The 14,329-nt window shown below is 58.9% G+C and carries 13 protein-coding genes and 1 pseudogene; 8 read left to right on the plus strand and 6 right to left on the minus strand.

Translation table 11 applies throughout. From position 1 onward, the window contains the following. Positions 1–148: 148 nt before the first annotated feature. Both ACIP6G_RS06870 and ACIP6G_RS06875 read right to left on the minus strand, forming a co-directional pair. Positions 149–847: a hypothetical protein gene (locus ACIP6G_RS06870; RefSeq protein ID WP_365945419.1), complete on the minus strand. Its 699-nt coding sequence runs from the start codon at positions 845–847 to the stop codon at positions 149–151. A 178-nt stretch (positions 848–1,025) separates the two neighbouring features. Next, positions 1,026–1,820 carry a YsnF/AvaK domain-containing protein gene (locus tag ACIP6G_RS06875; protein ID WP_365945417.1) on the minus strand — a complete coding sequence of 265 codons (795 nt, stop codon included), beginning with the start codon at positions 1,818–1,820 and terminating at the stop codon, positions 1,026–1,028. 420 nt (positions 1,821–2,240) lie between these two features. On the opposite strand from ACIP6G_RS06875, the gene ACIP6G_RS06880 reads away from it, so the two are divergent. The 4 genes from ACIP6G_RS06880 (at position 2,241) to ACIP6G_RS06895 (ending at position 6,235) form a co-directional block, all read left to right on the plus strand. Next, on the plus strand, positions 2,241–3,326 hold the full coding sequence (locus ACIP6G_RS06880; protein ID WP_365945416.1) for a YbdK family carboxylate-amine ligase: 1,086 nt from the start codon (positions 2,241–2,243) through the stop codon (positions 3,324–3,326). A gap of 177 nt (positions 3,327–3,503) precedes the next feature. Continuing rightward, positions 3,504–4,868, plus strand: coding sequence for an MFS transporter (locus tag ACIP6G_RS06885; protein ID WP_365945415.1), 1,365 nt, complete (start codon positions 3,504–3,506; stop codon positions 4,866–4,868). A 70-nt stretch (positions 4,869–4,938) separates the two neighbouring features. Further along, on the plus strand, positions 4,939–5,409 hold the full coding sequence (locus tag ACIP6G_RS06890; protein ID WP_365945414.1) for a GNAT family N-acetyltransferase: 471 nt from the start codon (positions 4,939–4,941) through the stop codon (positions 5,407–5,409). A 379-nt stretch (positions 5,410–5,788) separates the two neighbouring features. Then, positions 5,789–6,235, plus strand: coding sequence for an SRPBCC family protein (locus tag ACIP6G_RS06895; RefSeq protein ID WP_105662126.1), 447 nt, complete (start codon positions 5,789–5,791; stop codon positions 6,233–6,235). Positions 6,236–6,354: 119 nt separating this feature from the next. Here ACIP6G_RS06895 and ACIP6G_RS06900 read toward each other — a convergent pair whose 3' ends face one another. The 3 genes and pseudogenes from ACIP6G_RS06900 to ACIP6G_RS06910 form a co-directional block, all read right to left on the minus strand. Next, complete coding sequence (locus ACIP6G_RS06900) at positions 6,355–6,675, minus strand: hypothetical protein (protein WP_365945413.1); 321 nt, start codon at positions 6,673–6,675, stop codon at positions 6,355–6,357. 68 nt (positions 6,676–6,743) lie between these two features. Continuing rightward, positions 6,744–7,591: pseudogene (locus tag ACIP6G_RS06905) on the minus strand (transposase); the annotation flags it as partial. Positions 7,592–7,632: 41 nt separating this feature from the next. Next, positions 7,633–8,430, minus strand: a complete 798-nt coding sequence (locus tag ACIP6G_RS06910; RefSeq protein WP_365945412.1) for an IclR family transcriptional regulator — start codon at positions 8,428–8,430, stop codon at positions 7,633–7,635. Positions 8,431–8,580: 150 nt separating this feature from the next. Between ACIP6G_RS06910 and ACIP6G_RS06915 the strand changes: the two genes are divergently transcribed. From ACIP6G_RS06915 to ACIP6G_RS06930, 4 genes are read left to right on the plus strand one after another with little or no spacing between them, the layout of a single operon-like run. Further along, on the plus strand, positions 8,581–9,573 hold the full coding sequence (locus ACIP6G_RS06915; RefSeq protein ID WP_365945411.1) for a 2-dehydro-3-deoxygalactonokinase: 993 nt from the start codon (positions 8,581–8,583) through the stop codon (positions 9,571–9,573). Between the two features lie 41 nt (positions 9,574–9,614). After that, on the plus strand, positions 9,615–10,259 hold the full coding sequence (locus ACIP6G_RS06920) for a 2-dehydro-3-deoxy-6-phosphogalactonate aldolase (RefSeq protein WP_365945410.1): 645 nt from the start codon (positions 9,615–9,617) through the stop codon (positions 10,257–10,259). Next, a complete protein-coding gene (gene dgoD / locus ACIP6G_RS06925; RefSeq protein WP_013350471.1) occupies positions 10,256–11,404 on the plus strand; it encodes a galactonate dehydratase in 1,149 nt (382 codons plus the stop codon). Before ACIP6G_RS06920 ends, dgoD begins: the two co-directional genes overlap by 4 nt. 5 nt (positions 11,405–11,409) lie before the next feature. Then, positions 11,410–12,732: an MFS transporter gene (locus ACIP6G_RS06930; RefSeq protein ID WP_365945409.1), complete on the plus strand. Its 1,323-nt coding sequence runs from the start codon at positions 11,410–11,412 to the stop codon at positions 12,730–12,732. 567 nt (positions 12,733–13,299) lie between these two features. Here the strand turns inward: ACIP6G_RS06930 and ACIP6G_RS06935 are convergent. Beyond that, on the minus strand, positions 13,300–14,244 hold the full coding sequence (locus tag ACIP6G_RS06935; protein WP_365945408.1) for an HNH endonuclease: 945 nt from the start codon (positions 14,242–14,244) through the stop codon (positions 13,300–13,302). Positions 14,245–14,329 lie beyond the last annotated feature (85 nt).

A 14,329-nucleotide genomic window follows, 5' to 3' on the forward strand; every position in this document is an offset into this window, starting at 1 on the left:
GCTCCTTCATTCTGGCTGTTGCGATCGGAAGGAAACGTTGGCCAGGCATGCTGGCCGCCGTCATGCAAGCCACGCTAGGGGATTGCCGACTGGATGGCACGGGAATCTTCCAGTACCTAGGGAACGTCCAGAATCGGTGGTGCGCAGATCACTGGTGCCGCGGTGCGTGATCCATGCGCTTCGCTTCGTCTTGCGTCTGGAGGAAGAACGCGCCGAGTGAGCCTGCCAAGGTAGCGAACACCACCACGGAGTAGCTCGCCAAGATCAGCTGCAGGGCTTTGGAGAACGTATCCGTGCTGGTGATCCCGGAGCCGGTAATCGTTGCCATGGCGGTCTCGTACAGTGCCGAAGAATAGTCGCTGGTCGATTCCATCGCGTAGAGCAGTTGGCTGGAGGCGAGGATGACCACGGCGGTCACCGCAGCCAGCCAGCCGATGCGGCCGCTGAGCAACCTGCCTGCGGAGCGCGAACCGCGGACCCCTGCCGAGAGGATGCCGCTCACCCGGGCGACACGGCCAACCCGCAGCAGGCGGGAGGCCTGGAAAGCGCGCAGAAAACGCAAGAAAGGGAACAGCAGAAACAGCACCTGCCACCAGTTGCGGCGCCAGAAATCAGCTTGGGACCTGGCGATGATCGCCCGCAAGGAGAATTCTGCGGCGAAGATTGCCCAGAAAATCCATCCTGCGATGGCCAGCGTCCGGGTCCAGAACGGGTCGGTCACCAGCAACTGCCCGAGAACCACAAAGAGGAAGATCACGCCGAGCATCCCCATGGGACGGTCCAGGCGCGTGGCTAGCAGCTCGGCCTGTTCCCACCGGTAGATCCGGTGTCCTTTTTGCTTCGCCATGGTGCTTGCCTCCTTGGATCCCGAATCTAACCGGGTGCGGCAAGGGATTCGAGGGCAACGGCGGATACCCAGCATGCTTCCGGAAAACGGATCGGGGCGGAACCCGGCACCCGCCTGATTCCACCCCGATCACCGCTGCGTGCAGGTTCAGCTCCTGCGCTAAGCCAGCGCGCAGGCGCTAGCGGGTTTGCCGGCCGCCTTCCCAGCCCTCGGCCTGCACCTGTTCCTTGCGCAACTGCGCTTCGAGGCGCTCTTCCTCGATGACTGTTTCCTTTTCCAGGCTGACCCGCTCAACTGGCTCAACAGTCTTCTCCACGACGGGACGCTCCTCATGCAAGGTCACCTCCTGCTCATCTTCAGCCAGTTCTCCGCTGGTGCCAGCGGCTTCGGCATCCGTGATGGGCTCGCGCTCAAGCCGCACTTCCTCATGGCTCACCGGCACCGTGGTGGCCACATCCTCGGTGACCACGTGCTTGCGCAGGCGCACCTTGCCGGTTTCCACGCTTTCGGTTCCCACATGCAGCCGCTCCTCGGAACGGATGGCAGATGCCGGGGAGGTGCCGTCCACCGGATCACGCACGTCTTCCCGCGAATACTCGGCGCGGGCATCGGTCTCCGGGATGCCGGGCTGCACGGCGGCCTGGTCAGCTTCCTGGTAGGACAGGCTGTAGTAGTGGTAGAGCTCCTGCTCCTGCTCTGGGGCGAGCTGGCCCTCCGGATCGATGTTCGGGGCGTCCTTGACGGTCTGCTTGTCATAGGGCACCGAGAGCGTATCGCCGGCGACCGTTGCCTGGCTGAGCGGAACGAAGCTCTCGGAGAGGCCGAAGAGGCCCGTGCGGACGGTCGCCCATTCCGGCTGCCCGCTGCGGTCGTCAAGGAAAATCTGGCCGAATTTGCCGATCTTCTGGCCGTCGGGGCCAATGACGGTGCCGCCAATTGCGCTGAGTTCCTGAAGCTGTTCTGTGCTGATCATGGGTCTGTCCTCCTGCTGCGTTCGACTTCGGATCAATCCGGTAATTCCAGTCCGGCTGGCCAGTGGCCGGCCGGCTGAAGCTGCGCCTCCAAGTGGGCGTGACGGCCCGCAGCTTGGCTTCTTGCGGTGCTTTGCCGAGCCGCGGTGATTAGAGCGTGGCACACTTTGCAAGCCCTTGCGCCGGGGCTTGTGCTTGCATGGCCGCAAGCTCAGTAGCAGCTGTGAAAAGCGATCAGCAGGTGCCCGGGGCAGCTAGCGGGCGTAGGGCGAGGCGGGTGCACGGGTGGCTGCGGACAGCCGCGTCCGCAACTGCGGCGAAGCTGGAAAATCGCTGGGTTTCCTGCCGGGAACGGCCGTCGGGGCCAGGCGCCGTCTAATGTTCAGTTCGTATTGCTGCCCAGGGAAGGCGAACCAGCATCCATGACCAGGACCTTTGGGATCGAAGAGGAATTCTTCCTCGTGGATCCGGAAACTGCCGCCCCGGTGCCGATGGCCGATGAGCTCAGCGCCCAGCTGCTTGGCCTCGAACTGCCGGGCACCACGGTCCACCGCGAACTTCTGGCCAGCCAGCTGGAAATCGTCACCGGAATCTGCACCTCGGCGCAAGAAGCCGTGGAAGCGCTGGTGCGGCGGCGCGCCGCCATTGAGCGGATATGCCGCGAATACCAGGTGCTCCCCTTTGCTTCGGGAACGGCGCTGGGGCTTCCGAGCACTACGGAGTTCACCAAGGGCCAGCGCTACGCAACCATCCACGAGTTCGTCCCGGGGATCGCCCGCGAGCATTTCATCAACGGACTGCACATCCACGTGCATGTCCCGGATGCCGCCGCCGGAGTCCGGGCGCTGAATGCCTTGCGCGGCTGGCTGCCGCTGATTGCGGGAATGGGCGCGAACTCTCCCATCTGGAACGGGGAGCCAACCGGCTTCGCCTCGTGGCGGACGGTGCACTACCGCAGATGGTCTGCGGCAGGCATCCCGCCGGCTTTTGCGACAGCGCAGGAATACCAGCAGCGCATTGAGGACATGATTGCCTCCGGGGCGCTGCTTGATCCGGGGCATATCGGCTGGTTCGCCCGCTTGTCGGTGAACCATCCGACCATTGAAGTCCGGGCGGCGGACACGCAGATGGCAGCCGGCGAATCCGTGGCCTTGGCTTTGCTCATCCGGGCCATTGTGGATACCGCTTCGGAAACGGACAGCCCTGCCACCACGGCAGCGTCCGAAGTTCTCGACCTGGGCCTGTGGCAAGCGGCGAAGTCGGGAGTGGAAGGCACCTATTTCGATAGCGAATCCAGGACTCCCGTGCCTGCCAAGGCCATGATCCAGCGGGTGCTCGATTACGCGGGCCGTCAATTGCAGTGCAATGGCGATGAACAATTCGTGGCCGATTACCTGGACTCGCTCGCGAATTTCGGCAATGGTGCCACGCGCCAACTTGAGAGCTGGAACCAGGGCGGAGCGAAGCAGGTCGTGGCTGATGCCGCCAAGCTGTTCGCGCAAGCCTGACAGGTTTTTGCAGGAGCAGCGCGAACAACCAGGGGAGCGGCGCGCATGGAGAAATACCGCGGGTTCGGCAGAGGCCTACTATCAAGGCAGGGAGTCGATCCTGCATGAACGGCCAGCACTGGGGTGCTGGGGCGGAGGAAAGTGATTCCTGCATACTCGCAACATCGAGGGGGAATCATGAGCACTCCAGCTGCAGTACCCGAGCGCATGACCAAGGAGCAGAAACGCGTCGCGGGAGCGACCATGGTGGGCACCACCGTGGAGTGGTACGACTACTTCATCTACGCCAATGCAGCGGCCCTGGTCCTGGCCCCGCAATTCTTCACTCCCGCCGAAGCGTCGCTGGGCTCCATCATCGCTTTCGCCACCGTCGGCATCAGCTTCCTCTTCCGCCCGTTGGGCGCGATCGTGATGGGCCGGGTGGGCGACAAATACGGCCGCCGAGCGGTGCTGATCATCACCCTGGTCCTGATGGGCGTCGGCACCACATTGGTGGGCTTGCTGCCCACTTATGCGAGCATCGGCATCTGGGCTCCGATTCTCCTGATCTTCCTGCGCATCGTCCAGGGCTTCTCCGCCGGTGGCGAGTGGGGAGGCGCGGCACTGATGGCAGTGGAGCACGCACCGGATCATGCCCGCGGCAAATTCGGCGCCTTCCCGCAGCTCGGCGTCCCGGCGGGCATGCTGCTGGCTTCCGCGGTCAGCGCCATCATCGCCGCCGTTCTCTCCCCGGAGCAGTTCATGGCCTGGGGCTGGCGCATCCCATTCCTGCTCAGCTTCGTGCTGATCCTCATCGGCTACTACATCCGCCAGCGCGTGGAGGAATCCCCGGTCTTCGAGGAAATGGCCCGGACCAAGCAGACCGAGTCGGCCCCGCTGTCCACGCTATTCAGCAAGCATCCCAAGAAAGTCATCCAGGCGACGCTGGTATTCATGGGCAACAACACTGCCGGGTACATGCTCACCGGCGGCTTCATCCTGGGCTATGCAACGAACAAGCTGGAACTGCAGGCTGGCGACATCCTGAACATCATCACCATCGGCTCGCTGGCCTGGCTGATCTCCACCTGGATCGGCGGCGTGGTCTCGGACCGCATTGGCCGCAAGAAGATGTTCATCATCGGCTGGGTGCTGCTGCTGGCCTGGCTCTTCCCGCTGTTCCTGCTGATCGAAACCCGGAATCTGGCCTGGGTCACCGTGTCCCTGGTGGTCTTCGGCGCTTTCATGGGCTTCTCCTACGGTCCGTTGCCGGCGCTGTATGCCGAGCTGTTCCCGGGCCGCATCCGCCTGAGCGGTTCCTCGATCAGCTACGCCCTGGGCTCGGTGATCGGTGGCGCGTTCGCCCCGACCATTGCCGCGGCGCTGGTGGGCCAGTTCAATACCACTGTGGCGGTCTCGACCTATCTGTTCATCTGGGTGGGCGCTTCGCTGATCGCAACGCTGACCTTGAAGGATCGCACCGGAGCTGATCTATATCCGCAGGAGGGCGCAACCGGGGAATTGGGAGGCCACACAGAAGAAGCGGGCCCCGAGCATTTGTGAGCAGTGGCGGCGAGCGGGCAACTAGCTGCCCGTAACATTTGCGATACAAACTGCTGATAACTTGTCGCTCATGACGTTGTCCATCGAACCCGCAAACTTCGAGGATCCCTCCCTGCGAGCTTTCCTTGAAGCCCACCTTGCTGACATGGCGCCGCAGTCGCCGCTGGAGTCCCAGCATGCATTGGACTTGGCTGCGCTACGCCAGCCAACCGTCCGGCTCTGGACAGCGCAGAAGGATCATCGCATAGTGGGAACTTGCGCGTTGGCGGTACTGGAGCCGGGCCACGAGGAGCTCAAGAGCATGCGGACGGACCCGGACTTCCGCGGGCAAGGCGTCGCTTCCCGGTTGCTGTTCCATGCTCTGGAGGATGCCGCGCAGCGCAAGCTATCGCGCATATCCCTTGAAACGGGAGCTATGGAGTTCTTTGCACCTGCACGCTCGCTGTACCGAAAGCACGGCTTCAAGCAGTGCCATTCTTTCGGTTCCTATCAGGAGGACCCCAACAGCATCTACATGACCCGGATCCTTGAACTGAACTAGCTCTTGGGCATGGCGATGCCAGGAATTCTTGCGCCCATCGCGGCAAAGGCCATGAAGGACACCAAATTCGGTCGTTTCCGGGCAAGGCTGGAGCGCTGGCGAGGACTGGCTGAATCTAACTTGCTTGCCGACCCGCCAAGAGCCCGCCACTGGCCGATAGCTCTTGGCCATGGCGGGCTGATTGGCTGATTGATAATTCGCACCGGAGCGGAGTTGTATCCGCATGACCGGGCAGGCATCGGCGAGTCGGGCGAGGAAGCAGAGCCGAAGCACCTGTGACTTTTCTGGTGGTACAAGTCAAACCCGAGTGGCACAACTGAATCGTTGAGGAGAGGCCCGGCTGCCGGGCTCAGGACCAGATGCGGAATAGGATGGGCTGATGAATCCATCCCCGTATCTGCAAACCCGCCGCCGCCTCGTTGCCGCCGCGCCTTCAGAGATCTTCGAACTGCTCAGGGATCCGGCCATGCACCCGGTCATCGACGGCTCAGGAACGGTGCGGGCCTCGAATGCGCAGGGCAGCAAGCTCAGCCTGGGCAGCGAGTTCGGCATGCAGATGCGTCTGGGTGTCCCGTACCGGATCAGCAATACCGTGGTGGAATTCGAGCAGGACCGGCAGATCGCTTGGCGGCACTTCAGCGGGCATCGGTGGCGCTACGAGCTGGAAGCTATAGGGTCCGGGACCATGGTCAGCGAAACCTGGGATGCGAGCCGGTTACGGCACAAGTGGGTGTTACGGATCCTAGGATTCACTCGGAGTACCGGGCCCAATATGGAACGCACCCTGGAACGGCTGGCCGCGCAGTTCCCCGGCGCCACCGAGTGAGGGACTTTGCTCTGAGCAGCTCGTCGAAGACGAGGTAAAACACCGCGCCCAGCCGCAGCGACGCATGCTTGCGCAAGTTCATCGAGCTCATCGGCGATCTGATGCGAATACACAGCAATTCAGGGCGGATCGACCCGGGCTTCCTCACCATCGAGCGAGTGTTGATGCTCCTCAACGTGGTGGTAGCACTGGTGGCCGTCGCTTTCAAGAACGCCTACACATGAACCTTGCTGTTCGGACTGGACCGCGCTCTTCGACGCTTGCAGGTTCGCCGAGAACGCGTCCGCCACCAAGGGAAGCGAATTCGACTGGGCGCTGGCATTCTTCGATCTGAACTTCTTGTAGGTGGCGGTCCGGATCGTTGGGTGCAGGCTCTGAGATGCGGCGATGGTGGTGCTAACCCCCGGGATCATCCAGGCGGCGACGAATAACTGGTACATGAGCGAGGTGGCGTTCCTGGCCGGGGTGCTTGTCGGCCGGACGCCACAAGAAAGGTCTTCACGGGCTCTTAACAGTTAAGCGTGGTGCAGAGTGCTCGGCAGGGCCGCAACCCTGCCGTGTATAACAATATCCGAAGCCGATAATGCCCATGATTCCTATAACCCCGACCAATCCGTTTCAGGTTCTTCGCTGTCAGATTCGCTTCCTCTTTCCTGGCGTTCGTCAGCCTCGTTCGGCTGAACACCAAAAACTCACTCCTCCACGCAGCGAATGTGCGGTACATCGACTTCACCTCAACCATTTTGTTGTTATCAGGGATTTCTCCTGCACCGCCCATCTGGATTGGAATTCATGGGTATCCGCGGCTTTCAACAGTTGCCACACGCGCTCCTTGTTCGCATGAATCACCCCGAATTCCGCGTCAGTTCCATGATCACCTTCAACCGTTCAACCTGCTCGATCGACAGGTTCTCCTAGTTGCAGCTCAGCAGCTGCCGGTACTTGTAAGGCCGGATCAGCCGCCCGGCCGCGACGCTCGTGCACTTCGTGGGAGCTGCGCCGGCGGACCTGCATGATCATCAGAATTGCCCGCTGAATCACGTGGAAATGATCCACGCTGACCTTAGCCTTCGGCAGATTATCTCGCACCGCCTTGCAGAATTCCGATGACTTGTAGATTGCGACGTACTGCACACTTTGATACCAATTCCGTTGCCGGGATTTCTACCATCGTTTCACTGCGGTGCCACGGCGACCGTCCATGGTATCCAAGTTCTTTCCGTTATCCAGATCAGTAACCACGATCGACCAGGGCTCAATCCGCACGACTTTCCTAGTCCTGTCCCAAGCGTGGCGTACTTCGCGGAATCGGTGCTTGTCGATGTCGAATAGGCGGAGGGACATCCGGTCCACATCTAGGTATGGACTGCCGTTTCGCGCTCTAAATGCGAAGCGTCCTAGAAGGTCTTGCCCGAGTAGCCCAACTTGCGCGAAATTTGCGTGGCGGTAGATCCCATCACGGACTTGAGCGCTTTCATCCGCTCGTCAGGCATGTAGGGATTAGTGGCAGACATGCTGATGGCGGCGATGATCTGGCCACTGCCGTCGCGGATCGGTGCGGCGACGCATCGGATGCCAGGCTCATTGTCTTCCAGATCCAAGGCGATGCCTTCTTTTGCGTAGGCTTTCATCCTGGACAGGAACGCCTCCTTGGTTTGATGCGAGGCCTGTTCTACAGGCGACTCGGAATCAAAGGTGGATTCCCAGCGCAGGGGAGTATCAAGCAGGAGCGCTTTGCCGATGCCGGTGCGGCTTAGAGGCATGCGTTGTCCGACTCGTGAGCGCATTTGTGCGCCGCGAGTTCCAGGGACTTTGTCGACATAAAGCACCTGCGCTTCGTCTTCCACCGCTAGATGCACCGTGTCCTGGTACTTGCGGGCGAGCTCTTCCAAAATGGGTTTCGCAATAACAGGGACCGGGCTTTGATAGAGGGCATGGAAACCCAGCTCGATCAGTGCCGGGCCCAGGCTGAAATCGGTGCCATGGGTGCTGCGCAGGAATCCGCGCTGCACCAGGAGCTTCACCATGCGTTGCGCAGCGCTCTTTCCGATATTGGCTGCGGCTGCCACTTCATTCAGATTCGTCGCACCGCGGCCAACAGCGCGCAGAATCTCCAGTCCGCGAGCAAGTGTGAGCGTGCCCGGAGGAGGAGCGTCAATTGAATCGTCTGTGGTGGGTTCGGGATTCATGGCCATGACGTGTTCCTTGGTATGAAAAGATCAAAGTATTTCATCCCACTATATACAACACCTTTTGAACTATTGGGATACCTCCGACACTATTCAGATGTGAAGGGGAGCACAGCTGAACGATCTTGTGCAGTCCATGAAATGAAAACAGGAGTTATGACAAACATCGCCGAACCCCAGTTGATCGCCTTGGACTGGGGAACTACGTCCGCACGCGCCTACCTCATGGGCGCCGATGGCCACATCGTGGCGGAACGCAGTGCAGCTCTTGGCATCATGCAAGTGGCCTCGAAGGCGCAAGCCGAGACCCAGTCCCTCGATGAGGCCTTCAAGGCGACGCTGACCGAACTGTGCGGCGATTGGCTGGATAACTTCGAGAATGTCCCCGTGATCGCCTGCGGAATGGTTGGCAGCCAGCAGGGCTGGACCGAAGCGGCCTACCGACCAGTTCCAGCCAATTTGGCTGATCCAGAATTCGAGTTGGCATCAGTGGAGATCGCTCCGGGCCGAACGATGCAGATCATCCCCGGCGTCTTGGACCTCAAAGAACTTCCAGACGTCATGCGCGGTGAAGAAACTCAAATCCTCGGTGCCATTGATCTTGCCGCCCTGAACGCAGATGACTCCGAAGAGCAACTGTTCCTGCTCCCGGGGACGCACTCCAAATGGGTCAAGGTCTCCGGACGCACGATTACCGAATTCTGCACTTCCATGACAGGTGAAACGTTTGCACTGCTCAGCACCCGGTCCATCCTCTCCAAGCTCATCGAGCCAGCATCATCGGCGAATTGGTCGGCCTTTGATCGAGGCGTGAAGGTATCGCAATCGGGCGAGGGCGCTGCGGATCTGATGCTCACGGCCTTCTCCGCGAGAACCTTGGTTCTGACCGAGCGTTTGGAAAAAAACGAAGTCAGTAACTATCTCTCTGGGCTGATGATCGGTGCTGAAATCCGTTCCGTTCTTGGCAAGCAAGCCACCAACGACGCCCTGTCGCTGACCATCTGCGGCAATAAGGAACTCAGCTCCAGGTACACCAGGGCGCTGAATATTTTCGGAATTGATCAGGTGCGCGAACTGCAAGGCACAGCCCCTCGGGGAATCTGGGCCGTTGCAAGCGCACAAGGCCTCCTGCAGACCCCCTCGGTCTGAGCCACCAACTTGCCACACGATTTATCAAGAAAGGTTTTGCCGTGAATGAACTGACGACAACTTTGAAGGCTGCCGGACTCGTAGCCATTTTGCGAGGTCTTCATCCTTCGGAAGCTCAAGGCGTTGGCGAAGCGCTCTATGCCAGCGGTTTTCGGTCTTTGGAGGTACCGCTGAATTCCCCGGAGCCATTGAAGAGCATCGAAATTTTACGCGGTGCGCTACCTGAAGACGCAGTAGTTGGTGCAGGAACTGTGCTCACCGTAGACCAAGTTCGCTCGTGCCACGAGGCGGGCTCCCAAATCATCGTTTCGCCAAACACCAACGTGCGGGTTATCCAAGAAACGGTGGCGCTGGGCATGGATTCGTTCCCAGGTGCTGCTACTCCGAGCAACGCCTTTGATGCCATTGAAGCCGGAGCGAAGAACGTCAAGATTTTCCCTGCCGAGCAAGTAGGCCTGGCGGGATTCAAGGCGTGGACCGCTGTGATTCCCTCCGGCATTGGCCTGATCCCTGTCGGGGGCATCAACGAGGAGAACATGGCGCAATGGCTGGAAGCCGGAGCCACAGGTTTTGGCATTGGCTCCTCCCTTTACAAGTCCGGACGAAGCCTTGAAGACCTGAAAACGAGGGCAGGCAATCTTGTCTCTGCCTACCAAACGATTCATGAGATGAGGAAGTCTGCATGAAAATTACAAAACTGACCACGTACATGGTGCCACCTCGCTGGTTGTTCCTGAAGATCGAAACCGACGAGGGAATTGTCGGTTGGGGCGAGCCAGTACTCGAAGGCCGCGCATCTACTGTTGCCGCAGCAGTTGAGGAACTTTCGGATTACCTCATCGGCCAGGATCCGCGAAACATCGAGGACCTGTGGACGGTAATGTACCGCGGCGGCTTCTACCGCGGTGGCGGCATCATGATGAGCGCCCTGGCCGGCATCGACCAGGCGCTGTGGGACATCAAGGGCAAAGCCCTTGGGGTTCCTGCCTACGAGCTACTCGGTGGCAAGGTGCGCGACAAGATCCGCGTGTACTCATGGATTGGCGGCGACCGCCCGTCGGATACCGCAGCCGCCGCGAAGGCCGCTGTTGAACGTGGCTTCACTGCAGTGAAAATGAACGGCACCGAAGAACTCCAGTACATCGATACCTGGGACAAGGTTCAGGGGTGCTTGGAGAACGTTCAGGCTGTCCGCGACGCAGTAGGCGAGAACGTAGGCATCGGCGTTGACTTCCATGGTCGAGTGCACAAGCCAATGGCCAAAGTCCTGCTCAAGGAACTAGAGCCCTTCAAGTTGATGTTCATTGAAGAACCGGTACTCAGTGAAAACGTGAACTCCATGCTGGAGCCATTGCGCAATTCCAGTACTCCGATTGCCTTGGGCGAGCGGCTGTTCTCCCGTTGGGACTTCAAGGATGTCTTGGCCAGCGGAGCGGTGGACATCATTCAGCCGGATCCCTCGCACTGTGGCGGCATCACCGAAGCCCGCAAGATTGCGGCGATGGCTGAAGCCTATGACGTTGCAGTCGCCTTGCACTGCCCACTGGGCCCAATCGCTCTAGCCGCGAACCTGCAGATCGATGCCGGTGCATACAACGCCTTTATCCAGGAGCAATCCCTGGGAATCCACTACAACAAATCCAACGATCTCCTTGACTACGTCAATGATCCGTCGGTCTTCGCCTACGAGGATGGCATGGTTGCCATCCCTGAAGGTCCGGGTCTGGGCATTGATGTAAATGAAGAGTACGTCATTGAACGCGCAGCTGAAGGTCATCGCTGGCGCAACCCAATTTGGCGTCACAAGGACGGATCCTTCGCAGAATGGTAAATCGTATGTCTCAGTCGACACTGTCGTCAGCTGCAACACTCAAGAGCGCTGGCAAAGCTACAAAGACGCGCTACGCCGTAGCCTTCATGTTGTTCCTCACCGTAGTAATCAACTACATGGATCGTTCAAACCTCTCGGTTGCAGCGCCGTTGATCTCCGAGGAATTCGGCCTGGACACAGCGCAGCAAGGCCTGTTGCTCTCTGCCTTTGGCTGGACCTACGCGGCCATGCAGCTACCGGGCGGTTGGTTGGTAGACCGAGTTCAGCCTCGTCTGCTGTACCCAATTTGCCTGGTGCTGTGGTCGGTGGCCACAATCTTCATGGGCATGGCCGGAAGCTTTATTGCTTTGATCGTGTTGCGAATGGCTGTCGGTGGCTTCGAAGCCCCTGCGTACCCAATCAACAACAAGGTGGTCACTGCCTGGTTCCCTGAACGTGAGCGCGCCACCGCTATTGGCTTCTACACCTCTGGCCAGTTCATAGGTCTCGCGCTGCTGACCCCCGTCCTGCTGTGGCTTCAGCATGCATTGACCTGGCACTGGGTCTTCGTGGTCACCGGTGCGGTAGGCGTCGTATGGGGCCTGATCTGGTTCATCATGTACCGGAATCCGGTGGATTCCAAGAGAGCCAATGCCGCTGAAATCGAGTACATCCGCGAGGGTGGCGGACTTGTTGACCTTGGCAGCAAGAAGGCCAAGACGGTTGCACCGAAGCTGAGCAAGGCTGACTTTGCCTTGGTTTTGGGACGCAAGAAGCTGTGGGGAATCTATATTGGCCAGTTCTGCCTGACCTCCACGCTGTGGTTCTTCCTGACCTGGTTCCCAACCTACTTGGTGACCTACCGCCAGATGGACTACATCAAGACGGGATTTCTGACGTCGCTTCCATTCATCGCGGCGTTGGCCGGTGTATTGATCAGTGGTGTTCTCTCTGACCTCATGCTCAAGCGTGGGGTGAGCCTGGGTACTTCCCGGAAGCTGCCAATCATCACCGGGCTGTTGCTCTCCATGAGCATGATTGGTGCAATCTTCACGGACAGCACCGCACTGGTCATCACCTTCATGTCTATTGCCTTCTTCGGCAATGGCCTGGCTTCGATTACCTGGTCCTTGGTATCTGCACTGGCACCGTCTCGCCTGATTGGTTTGACCGGTGGCATGTTCAACTTCATCGGCAACCTGTCCTCGATTGCCACTCCAATCGTGATTGGCTTGCTGGTCTCGGCGACCGATTTCGGCCCAGCCTTCATTTACATGACGGTCATTGCCGCGGTTGGCATCCTCTCCTACGTGTTCCTGGTCGGCAAGGTTAAACGCGTCGAGGGCTAATCAACGCGAACTACAGATAAGGGGCCAGTTTCAGAACTCAGAATTGAAACGGGCCCCTTATTTCGCATTTCGAGGACTAATCTCGGCTAAGCGAATGCTTAGTGGGCTGATCATTACGTGCGTTGATTGCCTAATCGCCCACACTCAATGGTGGGTAGGCAGTAAAATCTGCTTTGCTCTCCACCTACTGAGAATCTCCCGGAACAGCAACAAATCCGGGTATTTTCCGGGCTGTGAGACCTCAATTGCTTGCCTACCCAAGATGAGTCGAACATTGCCGCAGGGATTCGGAACTGCAAAGAGGTCCGCTACTTGTTGTGCTGGTCGGATGTAGGTCGGTTCGCATCAGCGAAATAATGTCTGACCTGCGGATTGATCTTGTTTTCATCTGGCTTGCGACGAAGTTACAGCGGGTCCTGGCAAAGCCGACCTCGACTACGGCTACCAGAGGCGCAAGCGTTGGTGTTAATCGCCGTATGAGCGCGACCAGCCTATCGCCGCAGTTGCAGTTGTGTCCGGTGCAGCCACTCATGAAATTTGCCGTGAGCGTGGACTATGTACCGGGTGCTAGGCCGTTTGAGCTAGGAGAAACTTGTCGTAGGTGACTTTGAGTAGCTCTCGGTCTGGCCGCTCTTTGGCAGTGCGAGGAAGCATCATCAGCTTTTGCTTGTGTCGTTGTTTTAGTCCGTGTTCGAGCATGGGTCCGTCGACTTCGTCGAGCAGATCGGGTCGAATCTCGACAGTGTAGTCCGGGGTGATGCCCAGGATATGCGAATCGAAAGCTGCATGATGGATTTTGCAAAGTGTGAGGCCGTTAGTTACAGCTGCGATACCGTCTTCGTCCGCATCGGGAATGATATGTGCGGCGTCAAGGAGCTGTGCGTGCCCCAGGTTGCAAACGGCGCAACGCACTTGGTAAGCGCGGATCACCGAAGCTCTGAACACTGGCTGGTGAAGTCGGGCTTTAGTCTCACGGACTAAATACTTTTTGACGATCGTGTCTGGACCGTCGGGTGCTGTGAGTTCAGCAAGGGACAAGCCCTTTTCGGCAGCGATGCTCAGAACGAACTGCTCTTGATCGGCTTCTTCGCCCACGATCTTGACAGGACAGAGAACATGGAACCGCATTGGTGAGCCGCCTACTCCGATAAACCAAATAAGCGGTAGATCCCGCTCTTTAGCAAGACGAAGACCAGCGTTCGTGTTCTTGTGGGGATCGCTGCCCTCCCATTTATATCTCGGCATACCATCAGGTCCGACTTCGTCGGCGTACGGGCGTTCTTCGCCAGGTTTCCGGAAGGAGGTCATGATGCTCAGTGCGGTGTCGAGCACCTGAGGCTTTCTGATCCCCTTCATGGGATCGATAAGTTTGAACGGTTCACCGTCGAAGAAAAAGTCGTTGATCTCTTCACGAGTGAGTGAGTATTTACCGTCATCTGTGCGTACACGAAGCCATTCGATCGCTTCAAGGCGCAATCGCAAATCGTCAAGTTGAGACCATTTGCGTGGCATTGAGTGATTCTCCTTCAGTGACAATATGATTGAACAATAGCAGCATGAGTAGGCAAATTACGAGTAAATGCATCCGATTTATGCT

Source organism: Glutamicibacter sp. NPDC088483, from assembly GCF_044753145.1.
In the GTDB taxonomy this organism is placed as follows: domain Bacteria; phylum Actinomycetota; class Actinomycetes; order Actinomycetales; family Micrococcaceae; genus Glutamicibacter.

Coding starts and splice junctions, on each gene's coding strand:
- ACIP6G_RS06870 (WP_365945419.1), bottom strand. CDS start 847: ATGGCGAAGCAAAAAGGACACCGGATCTACCGGTGGGAACAGGCCGAG.
- ACIP6G_RS06875 (WP_365945417.1), bottom strand. CDS start 1,820: ATGATCAGCACAGAACAGCTTCAGGAACTCAGCGCAATTGGCGGCACC.
- ACIP6G_RS06880 (WP_365945416.1), top strand. CDS start 2,241: ATGACCAGGACCTTTGGGATCGAAGAGGAATTCTTCCTCGTGGATCCG.
- ACIP6G_RS06885 (WP_365945415.1), top strand. CDS start 3,504: ATGAGCACTCCAGCTGCAGTACCCGAGCGCATGACCAAGGAGCAGAAA.
- ACIP6G_RS06890 (WP_365945414.1), top strand. CDS start 4,939: ATGACGTTGTCCATCGAACCCGCAAACTTCGAGGATCCCTCCCTGCGA.
- ACIP6G_RS06895 (WP_105662126.1), top strand. CDS start 5,789: ATGAATCCATCCCCGTATCTGCAAACCCGCCGCCGCCTCGTTGCCGCC.
- ACIP6G_RS06900 (WP_365945413.1), bottom strand. CDS start 6,675: ATGTACCAGTTATTCGTCGCCGCCTGGATGATCCCGGGGGTTAGCACC.
- ACIP6G_RS06910 (WP_365945412.1), bottom strand. CDS start 8,430: ATGGCCATGAATCCCGAACCCACCACAGACGATTCAATTGACGCTCCT.
- ACIP6G_RS06915 (WP_365945411.1), top strand. CDS start 8,581: ATGACAAACATCGCCGAACCCCAGTTGATCGCCTTGGACTGGGGAACT.
- dgoD (WP_013350471.1), top strand. CDS start 10,256: ATGAAAATTACAAAACTGACCACGTACATGGTGCCACCTCGCTGGTTG.
- ACIP6G_RS06930 (WP_365945409.1), top strand. CDS start 11,410: ATGTCTCAGTCGACACTGTCGTCAGCTGCAACACTCAAGAGCGCTGGC.
- ACIP6G_RS06935 (WP_365945408.1), bottom strand. CDS start 14,244: ATGCCACGCAAATGGTCTCAACTTGACGATTTGCGATTGCGCCTTGAA.